This window comes from Ensifer sp. ENS03 (genome assembly GCF_014852035.1).
GTDB lineage: Bacteria > Pseudomonadota > Alphaproteobacteria > Rhizobiales > Rhizobiaceae > Ensifer > Ensifer adhaerens.
The window spans coordinates 330978-353377 of the sequence record NZ_JACVAV010000001.1 but is presented as its reverse complement, the minus strand read 5'-3'; the positions used below and the strand labels follow the sequence as shown (position 1 = coordinate 353377).

General features: G+C 63.5%; 17 protein-coding genes. 1 reads left to right on the top strand and 16 read right to left on the bottom strand.

Annotation, left to right across the window (positions count from 1 at the left end):
• Nucleotides 1-47: 47 nt before the first annotated feature.
• The 15 genes from lnt to mutS all read right to left on the bottom strand — a co-directional run bounded on the left by lnt (nucleotide 48) and on the right by mutS (nucleotide 18669).
• Nucleotides 48-1643, bottom strand: coding sequence for an apolipoprotein N-acyltransferase (gene lnt, locus IB263_RS01810; RefSeq protein ID WP_134885691.1), 1596 nt, complete (start codon nucleotides 1641-1643; stop codon nucleotides 48-50).
• 228 nt (nucleotides 1644-1871) lie between these two features.
• Nucleotides 1872-3032, bottom strand: coding sequence for a hemolysin family protein (locus IB263_RS01805; RefSeq protein WP_090295101.1), 1161 nt, complete (start codon nucleotides 3030-3032; stop codon nucleotides 1872-1874).
• 12 nt (nucleotides 3033-3044) lie between these two features.
• Nucleotides 3045-3551: an rRNA maturation RNase YbeY gene (gene ybeY, locus IB263_RS01800; RefSeq protein WP_060519781.1), complete on the bottom strand. Its 507-nt coding sequence runs from the start codon at nucleotides 3549-3551 to the stop codon at nucleotides 3045-3047.
• Between the two features lie 18 nt (nucleotides 3552-3569).
• Nucleotides 3570-4625, bottom strand: a complete 1056-nt coding sequence (locus tag IB263_RS01795; RefSeq protein ID WP_034797402.1) for a PhoH family protein — start codon at nucleotides 4623-4625, stop codon at nucleotides 3570-3572.
• Nucleotides 4626-4652: 27 nt separating this feature from the next.
• Nucleotides 4653-6053, bottom strand: a complete 1401-nt coding sequence (miaB, locus tag IB263_RS01790) for a tRNA (N6-isopentenyl adenosine(37)-C2)-methylthiotransferase MiaB (RefSeq protein WP_192437444.1) — start codon at nucleotides 6051-6053, stop codon at nucleotides 4653-4655.
• A 72-nt stretch (nucleotides 6054-6125) separates the two neighbouring features.
• The gene (locus tag IB263_RS01785; protein WP_060519777.1) at nucleotides 6126-6917 is read right to left on the bottom strand and encodes a 1-acyl-sn-glycerol-3-phosphate acyltransferase; all 792 of its coding nucleotides are present in this window, start codon (nucleotides 6915-6917) and stop codon (nucleotides 6126-6128) included.
• Between the two features lie 154 nt (nucleotides 6918-7071).
• Nucleotides 7072-7569, bottom strand: coding sequence for a GNAT family N-acetyltransferase (locus IB263_RS01780; RefSeq protein WP_043615664.1), 498 nt, complete (start codon nucleotides 7567-7569; stop codon nucleotides 7072-7074).
• Between the two features lie 6 nt (nucleotides 7570-7575).
• Complete coding sequence (gene tsaB / locus IB263_RS01775) at nucleotides 7576-8235, bottom strand: tRNA (adenosine(37)-N6)-threonylcarbamoyltransferase complex dimerization subunit type 1 TsaB (protein ID WP_034797409.1); 660 nt, start codon at nucleotides 8233-8235, stop codon at nucleotides 7576-7578.
• A gap of 101 nt (nucleotides 8236-8336) precedes the next feature.
• Entirely contained in the window at nucleotides 8337-8903 is a 567-nt protein-coding gene (locus tag IB263_RS01770) for a NifU family protein (RefSeq protein ID WP_034797411.1), read from the bottom strand.
• 105 nt (nucleotides 8904-9008) lie between these two features.
• Nucleotides 9009-9500 carry a universal stress protein gene (locus IB263_RS01765; protein ID WP_034797413.1) on the bottom strand — a complete coding sequence of 164 codons (492 nt, stop codon included), beginning with the start codon at nucleotides 9498-9500 and terminating at the stop codon, nucleotides 9009-9011.
• Nucleotides 9501-9666: 166 nt separating this feature from the next.
• Nucleotides 9667-10731, bottom strand: coding sequence for a tryptophan--tRNA ligase (gene trpS / locus IB263_RS01760; RefSeq protein WP_192437442.1), 1065 nt, complete (start codon nucleotides 10729-10731; stop codon nucleotides 9667-9669).
• Nucleotides 10732-10842: 111 nt separating this feature from the next.
• Complete coding sequence (locus IB263_RS01755) at nucleotides 10843-11235, bottom strand: VOC family protein (RefSeq protein ID WP_192437440.1); 393 nt, start codon at nucleotides 11233-11235, stop codon at nucleotides 10843-10845.
• Entirely contained in the window at nucleotides 11235-12839 is a 1605-nt protein-coding gene (murJ, locus tag IB263_RS01750) for a murein biosynthesis integral membrane protein MurJ (RefSeq protein ID WP_192437438.1), read from the bottom strand. Before murJ ends, IB263_RS01755 begins: the two co-directional genes overlap by 1 nt.
• Nucleotides 12836-15679 (bottom strand): [protein-PII] uridylyltransferase, encoded by a 2844-nt coding sequence (locus IB263_RS01745; protein ID WP_034797421.1) that lies wholly within the window; start codon nucleotides 15677-15679, stop codon nucleotides 12836-12838. The genes murJ and IB263_RS01745 overlap by 4 nt, the downstream gene beginning before the upstream one ends.
• 236 nt (nucleotides 15680-15915) lie before the next feature.
• Nucleotides 15916-18669, bottom strand: a complete 2754-nt coding sequence (gene mutS / locus IB263_RS01740; protein ID WP_089043186.1) for a DNA mismatch repair protein MutS — start codon at nucleotides 18667-18669, stop codon at nucleotides 15916-15918.
• 103 nt (nucleotides 18670-18772) lie between these two features.
• Here mutS and IB263_RS01735 point away from each other — a divergent pair, with 103 nt between their 5' ends.
• Complete coding sequence (locus IB263_RS01735; RefSeq protein ID WP_060519765.1) at nucleotides 18773-21058, top strand: NADP-dependent malic enzyme; 2286 nt, start codon at nucleotides 18773-18775, stop codon at nucleotides 21056-21058.
• Between the two features lie 349 nt (nucleotides 21059-21407).
• Here IB263_RS01735 and IB263_RS01730 read toward each other — a convergent pair whose 3' ends face one another.
• Nucleotides 21408-22298, bottom strand: coding sequence for a GNAT family N-acetyltransferase (locus IB263_RS01730; protein WP_034797430.1), 891 nt, complete (start codon nucleotides 22296-22298; stop codon nucleotides 21408-21410).
• Between the last annotated feature and the right edge of the window lie 102 nt (nucleotides 22299-22400).

Genomic DNA, 22400 nt, shown 5'->3' with positions numbered 1-22400 from the left:
AACAAGGACGATGGTGCGGACCACTATGCAATTTTAGGGGTTTTAGGTCAATTCTTCCTAATATTAAAACCAACACGCGAAAACACTGCAACCAGAAGGAGGAAGATCGCACCCAGCCAGAAAACGCGGCTTCGCATAGCGTCGTCCAACGGGGTAGGCATCCTTCCCGGCAGAAGTGTGTCGACCACTCCCCTATAATTGTAGGATAATCCTACCATTAAAACCCCACGTGCATCAACAATTGCTGATATACCGCTGTTTGCCGCTCGGACAAGGGGGGTGCCGGTTTCAACGGCCCTTAATTGTGCCTGATGGAAATGCTGGCGCGGGCCTGGCGTATCTCCGAACCAGGCGTCGTTGGTAACATTGAGAAGCACATCGGCCCGGCGCGCGGCCCCATCGATCTCGTCCGGGAAGATCGCCTCGTAGCAAACGAGCGGATACAGCGTGCGGCCGCTGGGCAGCGTCAGCAGCGAACGGTTCTTGGCCGCTGTGAAGCCACCGGGCATCGACGCGGCGACCGAACTCAGGCCCCAGGAAGACAACAGATCCTCGAAGGGAAGATATTCGCCGAAAGGCACCAGATGCACCTTGTCGGCAGCGCCGATGATCTGGCCCCGACCGTCGATCATGTAGATCGAGTTGTAGTAGCGGGGCGGCAGACCGGCGCCGGCATCCTCTACGCGCACCGCGCCGGCAATCAGGATCTGGTCGTCATCAAGCACCTCGGCGATACGCGCCAGTGCGTCCGGATTGTCGGTGAGGATGAAAGGGATCGACGTCTCGGGCCAGACGACGATATCCGGCCGCTTGCCGTCTTTCTCCGGAGCCACGGCGGTCAAAGCCAGATGCTCCTCGAACACCGCGGCACGCTCGCCGTCATCGAGCTTCTTTGCCTGGTCGATCACCGGCTGGACGAGGCGCACGGTCAGCGGCGGCTCGGGCGAGGCCGGCGCCGGCTGCGCCAGGCGGTAGAAGCCGAAGCCCACATGGCCGGCAAAAAGCACGACGGCGACCGTGAGCCCGATCCGGCTCCCGCGGCCCGTCGCGATCAGGGCGGGAGCGGCAAAGACGAAGACGGCGAGCATGTTGACGGTCGCGAGATTGATGACGCTTGCCGACTGCATCATCAGCGGCATCGGCATGGCCGCATAGCCGATCGCATTCCAGGGAAAGCCGGTAAAGAGGAAGCTGCGCAGCCATTCGGCAAGCCCGAAGCCCAGGGCGAGTGCGGCGATGCGCCCGACGCCGTCGGACCAGAAAAGGCGGGCGATCAGCGTCGCCAGCGCATAGAACAGCGCGAGAAAGGCCGGCAGGCCGACGACGGCGAGCGGCAGCGCCCAGGCGAACTCATCGGCCTCGACGAGCAGCGCATTCCCGAGCCACCAGAGACCACCGAGGAAGTAGCCGAAGCCGAACCACCAGCCGACAACCGCAGCCGGCCAGAGCCGGCGGATGAAGCCACCGTCCGGACTTCCGGTCGCACCGTCGAGCAGCCAGACGAGAATCGGGAAAGCGACGAAAGCAAAGGCGAAGATGCCGAAGGGCGGCTGGGCCAGAACCGCGAGCAACCCCGCGAAGAAAGCAAGCAAAGCCCGGGGGAACCCGGAAAGTAGCATCACTCTGCCAGCCAATCTTGCCATACAGCCTCCAGTCGATCCCGCAGCCTGCCACGGCGAAGGAGCGAAACAACACCCGAATCAATCGGGGCCAGTCTTCCAAAAAACCGGCTGCTTGTCCCCTTTCGGGGCTGGATTAGGGGGCGAGACGACGGTTCCGGCCCTTGGTCGGTGTTTACGACACAGCCTCGGGAGACGTCACAGGTGGGGGAGGACTTCCCGCGCGCGCAGAAACGCGCGGGAACCGGACAATTATTGTTCGTCGGCCGCTGCCTCGGGCGCGGCTGCACCGTTGGCGCGATTGAGCGCACCGGCCTCCGCAATCGTCTCGCCTTCCGGTCGCAGGACGCGGCGGCGGGCGGGCGGGCGCTTGCGCATGATGCGGACGCGCTTCACGCGGCGCGGGTCGGCGTCGAGGATCTGGAACTCGAAGCCCGGGATCGCCTGAACGACCTCGCCGCGTACGGGAATGCGGCCCAGTGAAGCGAAGATCAGGCCGCCGAGGGTGTCGACGTCTTCGAGCTGTTCGCGCACGTCGAAGTCGGGACCGATCGCCGCGGCGATCTCTTCCAGCTCGACACGAGCGTCGGCGATAAAGACATCGTCCGAAGTGCGCGCGAACATGACTTCGTCATCGTCGTGCTCATCCTCGATGTCGCCGACGACCATCTCGACGATGTCTTCGAGCGAGACGAGGCCATCGGTTCCGCCATATTCGTCGATGACAAGCGCCATCTGGATACGGGCCGCCTGCATGCGCTGCATCAAGTCGGAGGCCAGCATAGAGGGCGGCACGAAGAGAAGCTGGCGGACGATGCCCGCCTCTTCCAACGACTTGCCGAGATCGACACGTGAAAGGTCGAAACTTGCCTTGGGCGAGCGCGGCGTCTTTTCGGACGCAGCCGTCGTCGACGCCTGGGCCTTGCCGTTACGCCGGCGATTGCGGGCCTGTTTGGTGACGTAGGACAGCAGGTCGCGAATGTGGACCATGCCGCGAGGGTCATCGAGCCCGTCGCTATAGACCGGCATGCGCGAGCGGCCGGATTCCTCGAAGATCACCATCAGCTCGCCGATGGTGATGCTCTGATCGACCGCCTCGATGTCGGCGCGCGGGACCATGACGTCCTCGACCCGGACCTCGCGGAAGCGCAGGATGTTGTTGAGCATCGCCCGCTCGCCGGGCGAAAAGACCGTGTTGCTGTCGGCATCGGTCTGCAGCGCGTCAGCAAGATCCTCGCGCAGGCTCGATGGACTTGCGCCGCGCAAAAGGCGCGCGGCCCGGCTCCAGAAGGTGGAAGTGGATTTCGTGCCCTCGTGTCGAGTGGCGGTGCTACTACTGCCCGCCTCCGCCTCTCCGGAGGCATCTGCCTCCTCGGTCGCCAGCGCGACAGGCTGTGTTTTATAATCGCTCATCGGTCCAAACTGTTAATCCGGGGTACGATCCCCGTAGGGGTCAGATAAGCCAAGACGCGCCAAAATGCGAGTCTCCAGGCTTTCCATTCTTTCGGCTTCATCATCTTCCATATGATCATAGCCGAAAAGATGCAGGAATCCATGCACGAGAAGATGCGTCAGATGCTGATCGAAGGACTTCTCGAGCTCCACCGCCTCGCGCTCGAGGGTTTCGCGGGCAACGATGATGTCGCCGAGCATCGGTCCGGGCATCGATCCGGGCGTCACGGGAAAGGCCGGGAAGGACAGAACGTTGGTCGGCTTGTCCTGGTTGCGCCACTCGGCGTTGATCGCGCGCATGGAGGCATCGTCGGTGAAGACGAGCGAGAGCTCCGGCGGCATCTTCGGCAACGGCTGCTTTTCTTCGCTTGCGAGAAAGGCTGCCGCCGCTTCGAGCACGGGCGACGAGAAGGCGAGCAACGCCTCTTCGTCCGGCCAGTTGCCCTCTTCCACGCTGATCTGGATATCCAAAGCCGTCATGATCGCAGCGACCGCCTGTTAGCGGTCGCCCTGCTCGCTTTCGTCGTGCACGGCCGTATGGGATTCGTAGGCCTTGACGATGCGCGCCACCATCGGATGGCGAACGACATCGACATCCTTGAAGCGGACGACCGAGACGCCCTCGACCCCTCTCAGGATCTGCAGGGCCTCGACCAGGCCCGATTTAACGCCGCGCGGCAGGTCCACCTGGCTCGGATCGCCGGTGACGATCATCCGGCCGTTTTCGCCAAGACGGGTCAGGAACATCTTCATCTGCATCGATGTGGTGTTCTGTGCCTCGTCGAGGATGACGGCAGCATTGGCGAGCGTACGGCCGCGCATGAAGGCGAGCGGCGCGATTTCAATGACCCCGGCGGTGATCGCGCGTTCGACCTTGTCGCCCGGCATCATGTCATAGAGCGCGTCGTAGAGCGGCCGAAGATAGGGATCGACCTTCTCCTTCATGTCGCCCGGCAGGAAGCCCAGGCGCTCGCCCGCCTCGACGGCAGGGCGAGAGAGCACGATACGATCGACGGCGCCGCGCTCAAGCAGCTGTGCGGCGTGGGCGACGGCAAGATAGGTCTTGCCGGTACCCGCGGGGCCTACGCCGAAGACGAGCTCGGACCGCTCGAGCGCTCGGATATAGGCATCCTGCGTTGGCGTACGCGCGGCGATCGTCTTCTTGCGCGTCGAAATCTGCGCCATTGTCAATTTGGCTTTACGCTCCATGGTCGGCAATTGTAGCTGATCGTCGGCGGCAACCGCCATACGGATCGCACCCTCGACATCAGACGTATCGATCGACGCGCCGCCCTGCAACCGCCCGTAGAGATAATCGAGAGCACGGCGGGCCTGGTTGGTGGCGACGACGTCACCCGAGATCGCGACGGAATTGCCGCGCGGCCGAGCGTCGATGCGCAGGCGCTCTTCGAGAAGCTTCAAGTTCTGATCGAACTGGCCGAAGAGCTCGCTGGCGAACCGATTGTTCTCGAAGGTCAGCACGAAGTGATTGGCGTCTGTCGCAGTTGTTTTCGACTGGCGCGTGGATGAAGAGATCAATTCGTGTCCGTTCAAGCGGTTCAGGCTCCTTGTTTTCGGTCCTTACCCGATCATCTCCGCAAACAGGCTGTTCGGCCCGGCCTTGATGATTCGCACCTTGATAATGTCACCGATTTGCGATGCTTTTGCATCAACATTCACCGGCTGCAGCCACGGCGAACGCCCGACGAGCTGGCCGGGCATGCGCCCTTCCTTCTCCAAAAGCAGGTCGATTTCGCGGCCGACACAGGACTCGGCAAAGGCGCGCTGCTGGGAAAACAGCAAAGCCTGCAATTTTTCCAAGCGCTTGGCTTTCACGTCCTCGGGAACCTGGTCGCCGAGCTCGGCGCCCGGCGTGCCGGGACGGGTCGAGTATTTGAATGAAAATGCCTGTGCATAACCCACGGCTTCGACGAGGCGCATGGTGTCCTCGAAGTCTTCATCGGTCTCGCCGGGGAAGCCAACGATGAAATCGCCCGACAATGCGAGGTCCGGCTGGACGGCGCGGATGCGCGCGATCAGCGCCAGATATTCCGCCGCCGTATGCCTGCGGTTCATCGCCTTCAGAATACGGTCGGAGCCGGACTGCACCGGCAGGTGCAGGTAGGGCATCAGCTTTACCATCGAGCGATGCGCCTCGATCAGGCTGTCGTCCATGTCGCGCGGGTGGCTGGTGGTGTAACGCAGCCGGGCAAGACCCTCGATCTCGCCAAGACGCGAAAGCAGGTCGCCAAGGCCCCATTCGCGGCCATCGGGCCCGACGCCGTGCCAGGCGTTGACGTTCTGACCGAGCAGGGTGATCTCGCGCACGCCGCCCTCGACCAGCTTTTCCGCCTCCGAGACGATCTGGGCGACGGGGCGGGAAACCTCGGAGCCGCGCGTATAGGGCACGACACAGAAGGTGCAGAACTTGTCGCAACCTTCCTGAACCGTCAGGAAGGCGGTGACGCCGCGCATGCGGGTCTTCGCCCTGTCGGGTGCCGGCAGGTGCTCGAACTTGTCTTCGACGGCATACTCCGTCTGCACGACACGCTCGCCGCTGCGGGCGCGCTTCAGCGCCTCAGGCAGCCGGTGATAGGTGGTCGGGCCGATCACCAGGTCGACGGCCGGTGCGCGCCGCAGGATCTCGTTGCCTTCGGCCTGCGCGACGCAGCCGGCAACGCCGATCACCATCTCGCGGCCTTCCTTGGCCCTTTCCTTCTTCAGATCGCGCAGGCGGCCGAGTTCGGAATACACCTTTTCTGCCGCCTTCTCGCGAATGTGACAGGTGTTGAGCAGGACGAAGTCTGCGTCTTCCAGCACATCGGTCGAGACGTAGCCGTCGCGCGACAGTGCGTCCGTCATGCGGTCGGAATCGTAGACGTTCATCTGGCAGCCGTAGGTCTTGACGAAGACCTTGCGGGCCGGGGCGCGCTCGTCGCCCGTGGCGGGCGTCGTCGACAGAAGGGCGGTTTCCTGGGTCATGCCGGGTTCTTTAGTGCAAAGCGGTCGGAAGTTGAAGTATTTTCGGCGCGGCGGTCCTTGCCCGGGGGCGTTTCAAGCCCGCCCGCGCAGACGATCCGACAGCATGCTGCGGATGCGCTGCTCGACCGTACGGCTCACCTCCTTGCGATTGGTATGGCGGTCGTAGTCGATGGCCTCACCAAAATCGACGTCGACCTCGATCGCGCCCTCACGCAGGATGCCGAGCAAATGCGGCACCAGTTCGGTGTCGCCCGGCCAGGCGGCGATCGGCCGGTTGAAGCGGCCCATCGGCATGCCATGGATACCAGTATAGGAAATCGCGACCGGCTGCACATGCACGAGACCGGTCGGCGAATGCGGCACGGCGGAAGCGGCAGCCCCGAAAAGCGAGGTCTTGATCTCCAGCAGACGGTTGCCGTCGGAGGTCGTTCCCTCGGGAAAGAGCACGACGATTTCACCGGCTGCCATGCGCTCGCCGATTTCGCTCACCTGCTTGCCGGTCGAGCGCTTCTGCTCGCGCTCGACGAAGATCGACGCCTGCAGCCGGGCAAGCACGCCGAAGACCGGCCAGCCCTTCACCTCGGACTTGGCGACGAAGACGACGTCGGCAACCGAGGAGAGCACCAGAATGTCCTTCCAGGAGGCGTGGTTGGCGCAGATCAAAAGCGGCCGACGGCGATCCGCCATGCCATGAACGCGCACCTTTATGCCGAGAAGGTAACAGGCGAGCCGGTGCCAATATCGCGGCAGACGGCGCCGGGGTTTCAGATCAAGCCAGAGGCAGACGACCTGAATCGGCATCAGCACGAGCGAAACCAGCGCCAGAAGCGCTGCGAAGATCGCGATCCGTAGCCAATTGACCATCCGGGAAGAGTTTTCCTGCGCGAGACCTTGAGAATCGCGATGATCTGGAGCCGAACCGCGGCGCGATCATCGTGACCTGTTCCGATAGGGTAATGCGGGATGCGGGCGGAAGACCGCCTTGGCCTTCCTCATCCCGCCCCTGTCCGTGTCGGGACTAGCGAAGATCGAGCCGCATGACAAGCGCGGCGGTCCGCTGGCCGGCCTTGTCCTGGTAATAGGCGCGGCGTTCGCCGACCTTGTTGAAGCCGAGCTTACGGTAAAGCCCAATTGCGGGCTGGTTGGTCTCGTCGACTTCGAGGAACAGGGCCTCGGAGCCCTTGACCAGCGCCTCGCGCATCGCCGCCTGCATCAACCGCCAGCCGAGACCGGAGCGCGCATAACGCGGCTCGACGCCGATCGTCAGGATTTCCGCCTCGCCGGCAACCGCACGCGACAGGACAAACCCACCGAAGGCCGGGCGAAAGCTGCCATTGGTCTGCCGGGCGACAAAGCCGAACACCGTCTCCTGCACCAGAAGCGCATGGATTTCGCCATCGCTCCACGGGGACGCGAAACGCTGACGGTGCAGCGCCGCCGCGGCAATCAGGTCCGCCTCCTCCAAGGGGAAGATGTCGAACTCGGTGCGGCGGGTGAAGTAATCGGTGAAGCTCATCTCGGTCTATGCTCGGGCAATCGCGAAGCCCGCCTGCGGCTTGGCGTCGGGGCCTCGGAGATATAACGGACGCGGCTTGGCCGAGGCTGGATCGGCAGCGGCACCAAGTTTGGCGACGGCGGCGACATCGATGAGTTCCGAAGGCTTGAGCGGTAGATCGGCAGCGACGAGATGCGCGCCGGAGCCGCCTATGACGCCGTCGAAACCGGCAAATCGTTCGCGCGCACTTCCGACGGAGAGTGCTTCGGGCTCACCCGTGGCGCTACCGGTCGCATCGAAAGCCTGGAGATAGACCTCGTCCCGCTTGGCGTCGATGGCGACAAGGACGGGCTTTCCGGCGGCCGTCCGGCGCAGCCCCTCGGCCACGACCGCAAGTGTCGAGACGCCGACGGCGGGTTTGCCGAGCGCAAGCGCCAGGCCGCGAGCGGCCGCTACGCCGACGCGAATGCCGGTGAAGGATCCCGGGCCGACAGTGACGGCGATGCGGTCGATAGCGTCAAGCGACCGGCCGGACGCCGCCAATGCCTCGTCGACGAACTCCATCAGCCGCTCGGCGTGTCCCTTGCCGAGATCGGCCCCGGAACGCCCGAGCACGGCTTCCGTTTCGCTGTCATAGACGGCAACGGAGCAACCGGAACCGGACGTGTCGAGCGCAAGTACAATCATTTCAACGCAGGATCTTTCAGACGCCACAAGCCGCAAAGCCGATCGGGCTTTGCGGCAAAATCGATACGCGAAACCGGCGCGCCGGACAGGCGCGCGCTATATCAGACGGCCTCGACGGCCTCCACCTCGGGAACGAAGTGGCGCAGCAGGTTCTGCACGCCATGCTTCAGCGTCGCGGTGGACGACGGGCAACCGGAGCAGGCGCCCTTCATGTTGAGGAACACAGTCCCATCCTTGAAGCCGCGGAAGGTGATGTCACCGCCATCCTGGGCGACGGCCGGACGTACGCGGGTTTCCAACAGTTCCTTGATCGTGGCGACGATCGTTTCGTCACCCTCGTCGAAGAACTCGTCTTCCTCGTCGGACTGCTCGGCGCGGCCGCTGCCAGCCATGATCGCCTGGCCCGACATGAAGTGCTCCATGATCGAACCGAGGATCGCCGGCTTCAGGTGCTGCCATTCCTGGCCTTCCTTGCTGACGGTAATGAAATCGTAGCCGAAATAGACGCCGGTGACGCCGGGGATCGAAAACAGCCGTGCCGCGAGCGGCGAGCCGGCGCGTGCTTCTTCCTCGTCGCGGAACTCGGCCGTGCCGTTTTCCAGGACGACCTTGCCCGGCAAAAACTTCAGCGTCGCCGGATTCGGCGTGGCTTCGGTCTGAATGAACATGTCTGTCTCCGTTTCGCCGGAGCGGCATCCGCCCAGCTTTTTAGAATAATTCAAAAGAATATAGGAGCATGGCCGTCTAGTCGCAAGAGCACATAGCGACGCAGGTCAGCTGAGCGCGTCGATCTCCTCATCCGTCAGGGCATCCGGGATGACCGTGACGGGGATCGGAAAGGCCGCGGCCTTGCCGGCAATGGACGACACCAGCGGACCGGGGCCTTCTTTCGCCGAGCCGGCCGCGAGAACCAGAATGGCGATGTCGCGATCTTCTTCGATCGCCGCGTGGATCTGCTCCGTGGCCGTGCCCTCGCGGATGACGACCTCGGGCTCGATGCCGATCCGCTCGCGGACCGATTGGGACACCTTGGCGAGCGTCGCCTCGGCCTCCTCGCGTGCTTCCGCACGCATGATTTCCTCGACCCCCAGCCATTGCTGGAAGTCGCCGTCGGCGATCACATAGAGCAGGACGAGGCCACCATTGGAATTCTTGGCGCGCATGCCCGCATAGTGCACGGCGCGCCCGCATTCCGGGGTATCGTCTATCACCGCCATGAATTTGCGGCGGTGTCCTTCAAGTCGAGAGAGTCGGGTCGAGACCATAGGGTGAACAATACATCCCGCGCGAGCCGCCGCAAGGTCTGATTTTTGCGTTTCGGACGAGGGCACGGAAAAGTGCCCGAGGCTTTCCGGTCGAGGTTCACTTCGGCTAGCGAAGTCCGACCATCAAAATGAAACTGGGTCCGGGAGCGCCCCGGACCCAGTCAATTTACTGCAGGAAGCCGATGATTTCCCGCACTTCGCGCATCGTCTTCTCCGCCCGGGCCCGCGCCCGCTCGCCGCCATCCCTAAGGATCGCGTCGATATGGGCGGTGTCGCCCATCAGGCGGCGCATCTCGGCCGTGATCGGCGAGAGAACCTCGACCGCAAGGTCGACCAGCGCCGGCTTGAAGACCGAGAACTGCTGCCCACCGAATTCGGCGAGCACCTGCTCCTTGGTCTTGTCCGACAGCGCCGCGTAGATACCGACGAGGTTGTCCGCCTCGGGGCGACCCTTCAGACCGTCCACTTCGCTCGGAAGCGCGTCCGGATCGGTCTTGGCCTTGCGGATCTTCTTCGAGATCGTCTCTGCGTCGTCCATCAGGTTGACGCGCGAGAGATCGGAGGGATCCGACTTCGACATCTTCTTGGTGCCGTCACGCAGCGACATGACGCGCGGCGTAGCGCCACCGATCAGCGGCTCGACCGGCGGGAAGTAGGCATGGATCGGCTCTTCGCCGACAACCATGTCGACACCGTAACCAGCGCTGCGAATATGCTCCATGAAGTCGATGTTGAACTTCTGGGCGATATCACGCGTCAGCTCCAGGTGCTGCTTCTGGTCGTCGCCGACGGGAACATGGGTGGCGCGATAGACGAGAATGTCAGCCGCCATCAGACTCGGATAGGCCAGCAGGCCGAGCGACGCATTCTCGCGGTCCTTGCCGGCCTTGTCCTTGAACTGCGTCATGCGGTTCATCCAGCCGATGCGGGCGACGCAATTGAAGATCCAGGCGAGTTCCGCGTGCTGCGGCACGGCCGACTGGTTGAAGACAATATGCTTGTTCGGATCGATGCCCGAAGCGATGAAGGCGGCGGCGATCGAGCGGATCTGCCCCTTCAGGTCCTCATGCACGAGCTGCGCGGTGATCGAGTGCAGGTCGACGACGCAATAGATGCAATCGTTGTCTTCCTGCAGCGCCACGAACTTGCGGATCGCGCCGAGATAATTGCCGAGATGGAGATTGCCCGTCGGCTGAACGCCGGAGAATACGAGCGGCTTGAATTCGTTCATGTCGTCCTCAATAGGCTGGTGGAGGGCCCCAGGGCCGGCTGGCCCATGTTGCTAACGGCATGGCTTATGCACGGGTGGCGGGAGGCAATCAAGAGGTCGAGACCTGTAGGTTCACGCCGCCGGTTGCAAGAGATCCCAATGGTTGCCGAACGGGTCGCTGAACACGACTACGGTGCCATAGGGCTCATGGCGCGGCGCCTCCAGAAAGACGACGCCTGCGGCCAGCATCGCCGCATGGTCGCGGGAAAAATCGTCGGTGAACAGTAAGAAGCCGACCCGCCCGCCGGTCTGGTTGCCGATCGCCGCCTGCTGGCGCTCGCCGTCAGCCTTGGCAAGCAGCAGCGCCGTTTCGACGGCCCCCTTGGGACGGACGACGACCCAGCGCTTGGTGGCGTCGAGAACGGTGTCCTCCACGAGATCAAAACCGAGCTTGCCGCAATAGAAGGCGATGCCGGCGTCATAATCCGGCACGACCAGGGCAATGCGTGCGATCGTCTGGCGCATCAGTCACCCGCCTCCGGCGTTGCCGCAGGCTCCGCAGGCGCTTTCGCGCCCCGCTTGATGTTGCGGCGGATCATGCCGAGGCTCGCGCCGCCGAGGCCGAAGGCGAGCCCGAAGTAGATCACCATGGCGACTGCGACCAGGCCCGTCAGCGTCGTTGTCCGCGTCAGCAGGGACGCGGCGGAGGACAGTTCGAAAGCGAACCAGCCGACAGCGTAATACAGCGCCGCCGCCATGCCCGCCGCCGCGAGGACGAGACGCGGGATACGGGTCAGAAGCGGGATGTCCCTGCCCCAATGGCCGCGCCAGACAAGCGTTGCGAAAAGCAGCACGGCATTCACCCAGCCGGCAACGATCTCGGCGGTGGCGATGCCGCTCGCCCCAAGCCGTGGGAACAGGGTGAGCGCCAGGGACACGTTCACGACGACGGAAATCGCGGCGAAGATCATCGGCGTGCGCGTGTCTTCGCGTGCGAAAAAGCCGGGAATGAAGGCCTTGATCAGCACGAAAGCCGGCAGGCCGAGGCCGTAAATTGCCAGGATATGACCGACGATGATGGTCGATTCCGGCAAAAACTTGCCGCGCTCGAACAGCAACCGGACGATCGGCTCGGACATGACGAGCAAAGCGGCGGCGGCCGGCAGCGTCAGGAACAGCGTGAACTCGACCGAGCGGTTCTGCAGGTTCGAGGCCTCGTTGACATTGCCCGAACGCAGCGCGCGGGCGAGTTCCGGCAGAAGCACGGTTGCGACGGCAATGCCGACGACGCCGAGCGGAAGCTGATAGATACGGTCGGCATAGACGAGCGACGACACCGCACCTTCCTGGGCAGACGCAATGTTGGTGTTGATCAGGAGGTTGATCTGGGTGATGCCGCCGGTGATCGCCGCCGGCAGCGCCAGTACGAGCAGGCGCTTCACGTTGGCGGTCATCTTCGGGCGACGAAGGCCGATCTTGATGCCGGCATCGCGCACGGCGATCCAGACGATCGCAAGCTGGACGAGGCCGGCGGCCATGACGCCCCAGGAAAGGCCGTAGCCGACCGCGATCGGATCCTGACCCGCATACCACGCATAGCCGAGCACGCCGATGAGGATGAAATTGAGGAAGACCGGCGCGATGGCCGCCGCGAAATAGCGGTGCAGCGAATTCAGCATGCCCGCCATCATCGCCGCCAGCGACATACAGGCGAGATAGGGGAACATGATCGCCGCAAAGACGATGGTGCTTCCGAGTTTTTCCGGGTCGTCGGCAAAGCCGGGCGCGATCAGGTTGCTGACGATGAAGGGCATCGTCAGTTCCATCGCGATCGTCAGGAACAGGAGCACGGTGAAGAGGACGCCAAAGACCTCCTCGGAGAAACGCCGCGCGCCATCCATGCCGTTCGCCTCGATTTCCCGGGCAAAGAGCGGCACGAAAGCGGAATTGAAGGCGCCCTCGGCAAACAACCGGCGGAAGGTGTTGGGCAGACGGAAGGCGGTGTTGAAGGCGTCGGCAACCGGGCCGGTGCCAAGCGCTGCCGCCATGAAGGTTTCGCGGATGAAGCCGAACAGGCGGCTTCCGAGTGTCGCGCCGCCGACGGTTGCAAATTTCTTGACCAGACTCATGTTTCGGCTTTTGTCGTTCTTTGAGCGGAGGAAACGCCCGGGGGCGGCGCGATGATGCCCGAGGGCATGCGGTCGCGCGCCTCGTCCCCCTCCCCGGCCATGACGGCCTTGAGGCGGGCGGCAATGTTCATCTGACGGTTTTCACTCGTCACCTTCTGGCCGACGAGATCGGTGACGTAGAAGGTGTCGATCACCTTTTCACCGAAGGTGGTGATGTGGGCCGAGGCGATGTCGAGCGAAAGATCGGACAGCACCGCGGTGATCTCGGACAAGAGGCCCGGACGGTCGAGGCCTTCGACTTCGATCACGGTGAACTTGTTCGACAGCGTGTTGCTGATCGTCACTTCCGGCGTCACCGTGAAAGCCTTGGTGCGCTTCTTCACCTTGGTGCGGCTGGCAATGACTTCCGGCAGCCGCTTGCGGCCCGAAAGCACGTCCTCGATCAGCTTGCCGATGCTCGCTGCCCGGCGCATCTCGTCCTCGTCGACGGCGAACTCGCGGTTGACGAGGATGGTATCGAGCGCACGGCCGTCCGAGGTCGTGAAGATCTGCGCGTCGACGATGTTTGCGCCGGCGGCCGCACAGGCACCGGCAATCACCGTCAAAAGCCGCGGATGGTCGGGCGAAAGCACGGTGATTTCGGTGATCGCGTGGAACTGGTGGGTGCGCACCATCGTCGCCAGCGCCTTGCCGGCAGCATCCGCCTCGCGGATGAAGCGCGCATGCCGGATCTGGTCCTCCAGCGCCACCGTCAGGAGATAGGGCTGGTAGTGCAGGCGCACATAATCCTCGCGCTCCTTCTCGGACCAATCGGTCAGCGCCTCGCCGAGCATGACGGCGGCATGGGCCGCACGCTCCTTGCGCGACAACTCGGAGAATCCGCCCGACAGCAACAGCTCGGTCTCGTAGTAGAGCGTGCGCAGCAGCTGCCCTTTCCAGCCGTTCCACACACCCGGGCCGACGGCGCGGATGTCGCAGACGGTCAGGACGAGCAGCATTTTCAACCGGTCGAGTGACTGTACCCGCTCGGCGAAGTCGACGATCGTCTTGCGGTCGTTGAGGTCGCGCGTCTGGGCGACCATCGACATCAGCAGATGCTCCTCGATCAACCAGGCGACGAGTTCCGTCTGCTTCGGCGACAGCCCGAAGCGCGGGCAGAGCTTGCGTGCCACCTTGGCGCCCGCGGTCGAGTGATCCTCCGGCCGGCCCTTGGCGATGTCGTGCAGCAGCACGGCGACATAGAGCGCCTCGCGCTCCTCGATCCCCGGCATCAGCTTGGCGACGAGCGGATGGGCCTCCTCCTCGATGCCTCCTTCGATGCGCGACAGCACGTCGACGGTGCGCAGCAGATGCTCGTCGACCGTATAGTGATGATACATGTTGAACTGCATCATCGAGACGATCTTGCCGAAATCCGGAATGAAGCGGCCGAGCACGCCGGCTTCGTTCATGCGCCGGAGGATCAGCTCCGGCTTGCGGCGGGACGTGAGGATCGACAGGAAGAGGCGGTTCGCCTCCTCGTTTTCGCGCAGCGCCGGCTTGATCAGGCTCAGCGACCGCGTGACCTGGCGCAGTGCCGCCGGGTGGAATTCCAGCCCGTTGATATCGGCGATGTGGAAGAAGCGCAGCAGATTGACCGGATCGCGCTTGAAGACGTCGGGGCTTGCAAGCGCAATGCGACCGCCATCGTCGACGAAATCGAGCGTGCCGGCAATCTTGCGGCTACGATGGGTGAAGCGGCCGATGAGCCCGGAAATGCCGGGCGCGTCCTTGGCCTGCTGGTCTTCGAGTGCTGCGCAGAAGATACGGGTGAGATCGCCGACGTCCTTTGCCACCAGGAAGAAGTGCTTCATGAAGCGTTCGACGGCCGAAAGGCCCGGATGGTCGTGATAGCCGAGTGCCTCGGCGATCTCGCGCTGGATATCGAAAGAGAGCCGTTCCTCGGATTTTCCGGTGAGGAAATGCATGTGGCAGCGCACCGCCCAGAGGAAGTCCTCGGCCTTCTGGAAGAGCTGGTACTCCTGCCGCGAAAGCACGCCGAGCTTGACGAGGTCGGCGGTGTCCTTCAGCCGGTAGAAGTATTTGGCGATCCAGAACAGCGTGTGCAGGTCGCGAAGCCCGCCCTTGCCTTCCTTGACATTGGGCTCGACGAGGTAGCGCGTGTCGCCCGCCTTGCGGTGGCGCTCGTCGCGCTCGGCCAGCTTGGCGGCGATGAAATCCGGGCCGGTGTTGCGCACGATCTCATGATCGAAGCGCGTTTCAAGCTCGGCGCACAAGGTCTCGGAGCCGCAGATATAGCGCGTCTCGAGGATGGCCGTGCGGATCGTCATGTCGGCGCGCGACAGCCGGATGCACTCGTCGATGGTACGGGTGGCGTGGCCGACCTTGAAGCCCAGATCCCACAGGATATAGAGCATGAACTCGATCGCCGGCTCCGCCCAGACGGCCTTCTTGACCGGTAGCAGGAACAGAAGATCGATGTCTGAACCCGGCGCCAGCGTGCCGCGGCCATAGCCGCCGACCGCCGTCACGGCGATCCGGGACGCGGGCGGCGCATTGGCAGCGTCGAAGATCTCGTTCAGCACGAAATCATGCAGCACTGTGATCAGTTGATCCTGCAGCCAGGAAATACGTTCGGCGCAGAGAATGCCGGCACCATCGGCGTTGAACAGCTCGCGGGCCTTCGCCCGGCCGGCGACATTTGCCTGCTTGAAAGCCGCCAGCAATGCCTGACGCATCGGGTCGCGCTGTTCGGCGTGGGCCGAGGCGATGAAGTCGCATTTTGCCCGGAGCGCTGCGACGTCCAGGATTTCGGGAAAGAAGGTTTCGTGTCTGCCCATGAAGTGCCGAGGGGCGTCCTGTCCGACTGGTTGCGTGGTCGTTCGCTGTCAAGCGCTCCTACATGATCCTTGCGACCGAGGCCGAATAAAGACCACACAACAATTCGAGCGCCGCGCCCGCAAAAGCGTGCGGCGCTGTATAGCCTTTTTACAGACGGCTTGCACAGGAAAAAGGCGCAGCGCCGCTCCGGCCAACGGGTGATAGAGTGCGAGCGGAAAACCGCACGCACGTCCTGTCATCCCGCCTTGGCGGCGCTCAGTTCCTTCTTCAGCGCATAGAGCGCATCGAGCGCCTCGCGCGGCGTCATGTCGTCGGGGTTCAGCGCCTTCAGCGCCTCGTCGATCTTGGAGTTTCCGGCGGGCTTCACCTCTTCACGACGGATCGCCACCTGGAACAGCGGCAGATCGTCGATCAGTTGGCTCGCCGGGTTCTTGCGATCGGCGTCCTCGAGCTTGGCGAGCACGTCCTTGGCGCGAGCCACGACCGAGGCCGGCAGGCCAGCGAGACGCGCGACCTGAATGCCATAGGAGCGGTCGGCGGCGCCCGGACCGACCTCATGCAGGAAGATCACATCGCCGTGCCATTCCTTGACGCGCATCGTCGCGTTCGAGAGACGGCCGAGTTTTTCCGAGAGCACGGTCAGTTCATGGAAGTGGGTGGCAAAGAGGCCGCGGCAGCGGTTCGCCTCATGCAGGTGCTCGACTGCCGCCCAGGCGATTGACAGGCCGTCGAAGGTGGCGGTGCCACGACCGATCTCGTCGAGGATCACCAGCGAGCGGTCGGTCGCCTGGTTGAGGATCGCCGCGGTCTCGACCATCTCGACCATGAAGGTCGAGCGACCGCGCGCCAGATCGTCGGAGGCGCCGACGCGGGAGAAGAGCCGGTCGACGATGCCGATATGGGCGCTCGCGGCAGGAACGAAGGTGCCCATCTGCGCCATGATCGCGATCAGCGCGTTCTGGCGCAGGAAGGTCGATTTACCGCCCATGTTGGGACCGGTGAGCAGCCAGATCGCGCCACCCTCCTCGCCCTCAGGCGGAGAGAGATCGCAGCCATTGGCGACGAAGGCATTCGATGCCTGGCGCTTCAGCGCCTGCTCGACCACCGGATGTCGGCCGCCGTCGATGGCAAACATGCGCGAGCGGTCAACGGTGGGGCGGGCATAGGCCTGCTCCTCGGCAAGGACCGCAAGCCCGACCGAGACGTCGAGGGTCGCAAGCGCGAACGCTGCCGCCTTCAGCACCTCGGCCGCGGCAACGACCTCCGCCGTCATCTGGTCGAAGGCTGCGAGCTCGATCGACAGCGCCCGGTCGGCGGCGTTGGCGATCTTGCTTTCAAGCTCGGCCAGTTCCGTCGTGGTGAAGCGCATCGCGTTCGCCATCGTTTGGCGATGGATGAAACGGGCGCGACCGGCGTCGGTGTCGGTCATCGAGCCGGCATTGCCCGCCGTCACCTCGATGAAGTAGCCGAGCACGTTGTTGTGCTTGATCTTCAGCGACTTGATGCCGGTCTCTTCGGAATATTGCAGCTGCAGCCCGGCGATCACCCGGCGCGACTGGTCGCGCAGGCCCCGGACCTCATCGAGCTCGGCATTGGCGCCTTCGCAGACGAAACCGCCGTCGCGCTTCAGAAGCGGCAGCTCGTCGCCAAGCGTCGCATCGAGCAGGCCGAGCAGGCCTGCGGGAAGCGCATCGATTGCGGCGCGCGCCTCCTTCAGTTCGTCCGAGAGCGTTCCTGCGGCCATCAGCCGTGAAATGGACGCGGACGCATGCAAGCCGGCCTGAATTGCGCCGAGATCGCGGGGGCCACCACGGCCGAGCGCCAGCCGCGACAGGGCGCGCGGCATATCCGGCGCGCGACGTAGCGCATCGCGCAGGTCGCCGGCAAAGGACGGCTGGTCCGCCAGGATCTCGATGGAATCGAGACGCTCATTGATACGGTCCGGGTCGGTCAGCGGCGACATCAGCCGCTCGGCAAGAAGGCGGGCGCCGCCGCTTGTCACCGTGCGGTCGAGCGCCTTCAGCAGCGTGCCCTCGCGCGCGCCGGACAGCGTCTTCACCAGTTCGAGATTGCCGCGGGTCGCCGGATCGATGAACAAGGTCGAGGCGGCACTTTCGCGCTCCGGCGTGCCGAGTGCCGGGCGTTCGGCAAGCTGGGTCTTCTCGACATAGGAGATCGCCGCGGAAGCGGCTGCGAGTTCCGCACGGGAAAACGTGCCGAAGCCATCAAGCGTCTTGACGCCGAAGTAGCGGCTGATGCGCCCTTCCGCCGTGGCGCTGTCGAACAAGACCGCCGGCTGCGGCACGGCAACGCGGCCGAGCACGTCGAAGACGGGCCTTAGTTCCGGGTCGTGAAACACGGTGTCTGCAAGGATCAGTTCGCGCGGCTCGATACGCAGGATGTCCGCAAGCAGCCGGCTCTCGGCTGTCTCGGCGAGGCGGAAGATGCCGGTCGAAATGTCGATCCAGGCGAGCGCGTAGGCAGGCTCGGACCCGCTCTTGATGCGCGCCAGCGCCATCAGATAGTTGGTCTCGGACGGCGAAAGCAGTTTCTCTTCGGTGATCGTGCCCGGAGTGACCAAGCGCACGACGTCGCGGCGCACCACCGACTTGCTGCCGCGCTTCTTCGCTTCCGCCGGGTCTTCCACCTGCTCGCAGACGGCGACGCGAAAGCCGAGACCGATCAGTTTCTGCAGGTAATCGTCGGCCGCATGTACCGGCACGCCACACATCGGAATTTCCTGACCCATGTGCTGGCCGCGCTTGGTGAGCGTGATGCCGAGCGCGCGCGAGGCTTCGACCGCGTCCTGGAAGAACAGCTCATAGAAGTCGCCCATGCGGTAGAACAGCAGCGAATCCGGGTTGTTCGCTTTGATCTCGATGAACTGTTCCATCATCGGCGTCGCCGTGGAACGGCTTTCCTCGCTCGCCAATTCGGCTGCGGATAAAACCTCCCCCGCGCGGGTCGAATAGTCTGTCACGAAATTCATGATTGTCCCGAAAAAAGAGATGGCACACTATCGCCAAGGAATTATAGACGACAACCATAAAGAGGCGCGCCGCAAGGCTCGCCCACAGGAGGATTGAGGAAACATGCCGGCCACCGACAAGACCGATCGCACCATGACGAGCGTCACCGCGCAGGAAGCGCTCGATTTTCACTCGCAGGGTCGTCCCGGAAAGCTGGAGATTTCTCCCACCAAGGCGATGGCCACCCAGCGCGACCTGTCGCTTGCCTATTCTCCGGGCGTCGCAGTCCCCGTGAAGGCGATCGCCGAGGACCCCAACACCGCCTATGACTACACGACGCGCGGCAACATGGTGGCCGTGATCTCGAACGGCACGGCCATTCTCGGCCTCGGCAACCTCGGCGCACTTGCGTCAAAGCCTGTCATGGAAGGCAAGGCCGTGCTGTTCAAGCGCTTTGCCGACGTCGATTCCATCGACCTTGAAGTCGATACCGAAAACGTCGACGAGTTCATCAACTGCGTGCGTTTCCTCGGGCCCTCTTTCGGCGGCATCAATCTTGAAGACATCAAGGCGCCGGACTGTTTCATCATCGAGCAGAAGCTGCGCGAGGTCATGGACATCCCGGTGTTCCACGACGACCAGCACGGCACGGCGATCATCGCCGCAGCCGGCCTCATCAACGCGCTGGCCTTGACCGGCCGCGACTTCAAGACGACGAAGCTCGTCTGCAACGGTGCGGGTGCGGCGGCAATCGCCTGCATCGAGCTCATCAAGTCGATGGGTTTTGCCTCTGACAACATCATCCTCTGCGACACCAAGGGCGTGATCTTCGAGGGCCGCACCGAGGGCATGAACCAGTGGAAGTCGGCGCATGCGGTCAAGACCGACCGCCGCACGCTCGCCGAAGCGCTCGACGGCGCCGACGTGGTCTTCGGCCTCTCGGCCAAGGGCGCCCTTTCGGAAGACATGGTGCGCTCGATGGCGCCGCGGCCGATCATCTTCGCCATGGCCAACCCGGATCCGGAAATCACGCCGGAAGAAGTCGCCCGCATCCGCGACGACGCGATCGTCGCCACCGGCCGTTCTGACTATCCGAACCAGGTCAACAACGTGCTCGGCTTCCCCTATATCTTCCGTGGCGCGCTAGACGTGCGCGCGACGACCATCAACGACGAGATGAAGATCGCAGCGGCTGAAGCGCTGGCGAGCCTTGCCAAGGAAGACGTTCCTGACGATGTCGCCGCAGCCTACCAGGGCAACCGTCCGCGTTTCGGTCCGCAATACATCATCCCGGTCCCCTTCGATCCGCGGCTGATTTCGGCGATCCCGATGGCGGTCGCGAAGGCGGCGATGGAAAGCGGCGTCGCCCGCAAACCGATCACCGACCTCGAAGCCTATGGCCGCCAACTCTCCGCCCGCCGCGACCCGATCGCCTCGACGCTGCAGCGCATCTACGAGCGCGTCCGGCGCCAGCCGAAGCGCATCGTCTTTGCAGAGGGCGAAGAGGTGCAGGTCATGCGTTCTGCAATCGCCTATGCCAACCAGCAGCTTGGCACCGCCATCCTGCTCGGCCGCGAGGAGCGCATGCGCGAGACGGCAGAGCGCGAGGGCATCGACCTCGACCGCCCCGGCATCCAGATCGTCAATGCGCGGCTTTCCAAGCGCGTCGGCGCCTATACGGACTATCTCTATGCCCGCCTGCAGCGGAAGGGCTTCCTCTTCCGCGACGCCCAGCGCCTGATCAACAACGACCGCAACCACTTCGCCGCCTGCATGGTGGCGCTCGGTGATGCCGACGGCATGGTGACGGGCCTGACCCGCAACTATTCGACGGCGCTCGAAGACGTGCGTCGCTGCATCGACCCGAAGCCCGGCCATCGCGTCATTGGCGTCTCGATCGCGCTTTGCCGCGGCCGCACGGTGCTCGTCGCCGACACGGCGGTTCACGACATGCCCTCTTCGGAGGAGCTTGCCGATATTGCCGAGGAAGCAGCCGGCCTCGCCAAGCGGCTTGGCTACGTGCCGCGCGTGGCAATGCTTGCCTATTCCACCTTCGGCCATCCCCAGGGCGAACGCTCTGAGCGGGTGCGCGAAGCGGTCAATATCCTCGACAAGCGCCGCGTCGATTTCGAATATGACGGCGAGATGGCCGCCGACGTGGCGCTCAATGCTCGCGTCATGGAGCAATACCCGTTCTGCCGCCTCTCGGGCACGGCGAACGTGCTCGTGATGCCGGCGTTCCACTCGGCATCGATTTCGACCAAGATGCTGCAGGAACTCGGCGGCTCGACGGTGATCGGCCCGCTGCTCGTCGGCTTTGACAAGTCGATCCAGATCGTCTCGATGTCGGCCAAGGATTCCGACATCGTCAACATGGCGGCGATCGCGGCCTACAACGCCGGCATGTAGGACCGGCATTGCCGGTCCGGCGGCTGCTTCATTCTGGTGCAGCCGCCTTCATTCGGGTCAACGCGCGACCCCGATTGGTAGCAATTCGATACAACTATAAAGAAGAAAAGCCCGCTTTCCGAAAAGGAGGCGGGCTTAATAACAGGCAATGCATTTATGTTTAAGGTAATGAAAGACGGAGTCTTGGGAACCCTATACCTGTCGACCCCCGGAAGATCGGCAGTTTCTCCATTTATTTTCTCTATTCGTTCGTCATGAAATTAGAGAAGAACATGACAATACATGTCTCTCTTTCGACCTTGGAAGTCAAATCCATCATTAATAATTGGTTAACCTCACCGGGACCCGGTCAGGAGGCGGCGCCACCGAAACGTCCGGCATCTGCGCCGTAGTAGTTGAGGTAGCGGCCCGAAATATTGCTGATCGGCAAAACGATCAGAACGTCGGTGGTGCGGAACGCATGATCGACCACGGCGCCATCGCCGACCATCGCGCCGAGGCGCATATAGCCCTTGATCAACGGCGGCAGAGCGGCGAGCGCCTTCTTGGCATTGATCGCCTCGGCCGGCATCAAATCCATCGTCCGGTGCAGCTCGGGCCGTGCGCTGACGGCCCAGTCGTCGCGGGCGCGGATGTTGTGGTGCAGGAAGGACAGCGCCAGCGCATGCTCGGCCGGAACGACACCCGGGAACGAACCGCAGCCGAACATCGCGTCCATGCCGTATTTGAGCGCGTAGGCCCAGTTGCCCTGCCACAGGAGTTCGACCGTGCGCTTGGTCCGGTAGTCCGGCAGGACGCAGGAGCGGCCGAGCTCCATGAAGCGCTTGGTCGGATGACGGGCGAGAAGCGCGTCGATCGCGAATTCGGAAGACGAGTAAAAGCCGCCGGAGCGCTCAGCCACATCCTGGCGCAGCAACCGGTATGTCCCGACGATCTGATCTTCGGCGTCGCCTTCGATCGAGGTGTCGAGAACCAGCAGGTGGTCGCAGATCGCGTCCCAGCTGTCGACGTCGCGCTTGCGCCGATCGGCCTCGGGGCCGACCTGCGCCTTCATCTCCTCGACGAAAACCTTGTAGCGCACGGCCTGGGCAGCATCGATTTCCGATGCCGTGCGGGCAAGGCGCGTCTCAAGATTGGCGATCCGGCCAAGCACGTCGGTCGTCGGGACGGCAGCTTTCGTGCCGATGCAAGCCTGAGAAGTGTCAACCACGTTCGCTGAATCCAGTAGCTCGATGGCCATCCGCGTTATCCCGAATCAAATCTGTCTGCGGGGGCTTAGACCACGTTTCTGCAACAACATAGTGACATGAAAGTTGCGTACAACCCCCGCCGCCCGATCAAT

Excerpts from the sequence above, each read along its gene's own strand:
- lnt (WP_134885691.1), bottom strand. The coding sequence starts at position 1,643 with ATGGCAAGATTGGCTGGCAGAGTGATGCTACTTTCCGGGTTCCCCCGG.
- IB263_RS01805 (WP_090295101.1), bottom strand. The coding sequence starts at position 3,032 with ATGAGCGATTATAAAACACAGCCTGTCGCGCTGGCGACCGAGGAGGCA.
- ybeY (WP_060519781.1), bottom strand. The coding sequence starts at position 3,551 with ATGACGGCTTTGGATATCCAGATCAGCGTGGAAGAGGGCAACTGGCCG.
- miaB (WP_192437444.1), bottom strand. The coding sequence starts at position 6,053 with ATGACCCAGGAAACCGCCCTTCTGTCGACGACGCCCGCCACGGGCGAC.
- IB263_RS01785 (WP_060519777.1), bottom strand. The coding sequence starts at position 6,917 with ATGGTCAATTGGCTACGGATCGCGATCTTCGCAGCGCTTCTGGCGCTG.
- IB263_RS01780 (WP_043615664.1), bottom strand. The coding sequence starts at position 7,569 with ATGAGCTTCACCGATTACTTCACCCGCCGCACCGAGTTCGACATCTTC.
- tsaB (WP_034797409.1), bottom strand. The coding sequence starts at position 8,235 with ATGATTGTACTTGCGCTCGACACGTCCGGTTCCGGTTGCTCCGTTGCC.
- IB263_RS01770 (WP_034797411.1), bottom strand. The coding sequence starts at position 8,903 with ATGTTCATTCAGACCGAAGCCACGCCGAATCCGGCGACGCTGAAGTTT.
- IB263_RS01765 (WP_034797413.1), bottom strand. The coding sequence starts at position 9,500 with ATGGTCTCGACCCGACTCTCTCGACTTGAAGGACACCGCCGCAAATTC.
- trpS (WP_192437442.1), bottom strand. The coding sequence starts at position 10,731 with ATGAACGAATTCAAGCCGCTCGTATTCTCCGGCGTTCAGCCGACGGGC.
- IB263_RS01755 (WP_192437440.1), bottom strand. The coding sequence starts at position 11,235 with ATGCGCCAGACGATCGCACGCATTGCCCTGGTCGTGCCGGATTATGAC.
- murJ (WP_192437438.1), bottom strand. The coding sequence starts at position 12,839 with ATGAGTCTGGTCAAGAAATTTGCAACCGTCGGCGGCGCGACACTCGGA.
- IB263_RS01745 (WP_034797421.1), bottom strand. The coding sequence starts at position 15,679 with ATGGGCAGACACGAAACCTTCTTTCCCGAAATCCTGGACGTCGCAGCG.
- mutS (WP_089043186.1), bottom strand. The coding sequence starts at position 18,669 with ATGAATTTCGTGACAGACTATTCGACCCGCGCGGGGGAGGTTTTATCC.
- IB263_RS01735 (WP_060519765.1), top strand. The coding sequence starts at position 18,773 with ATGCCGGCCACCGACAAGACCGATCGCACCATGACGAGCGTCACCGCG.
- IB263_RS01730 (WP_034797430.1), bottom strand. The coding sequence starts at position 22,298 with ATGGCCATCGAGCTACTGGATTCAGCGAACGTGGTTGACACTTCTCAG.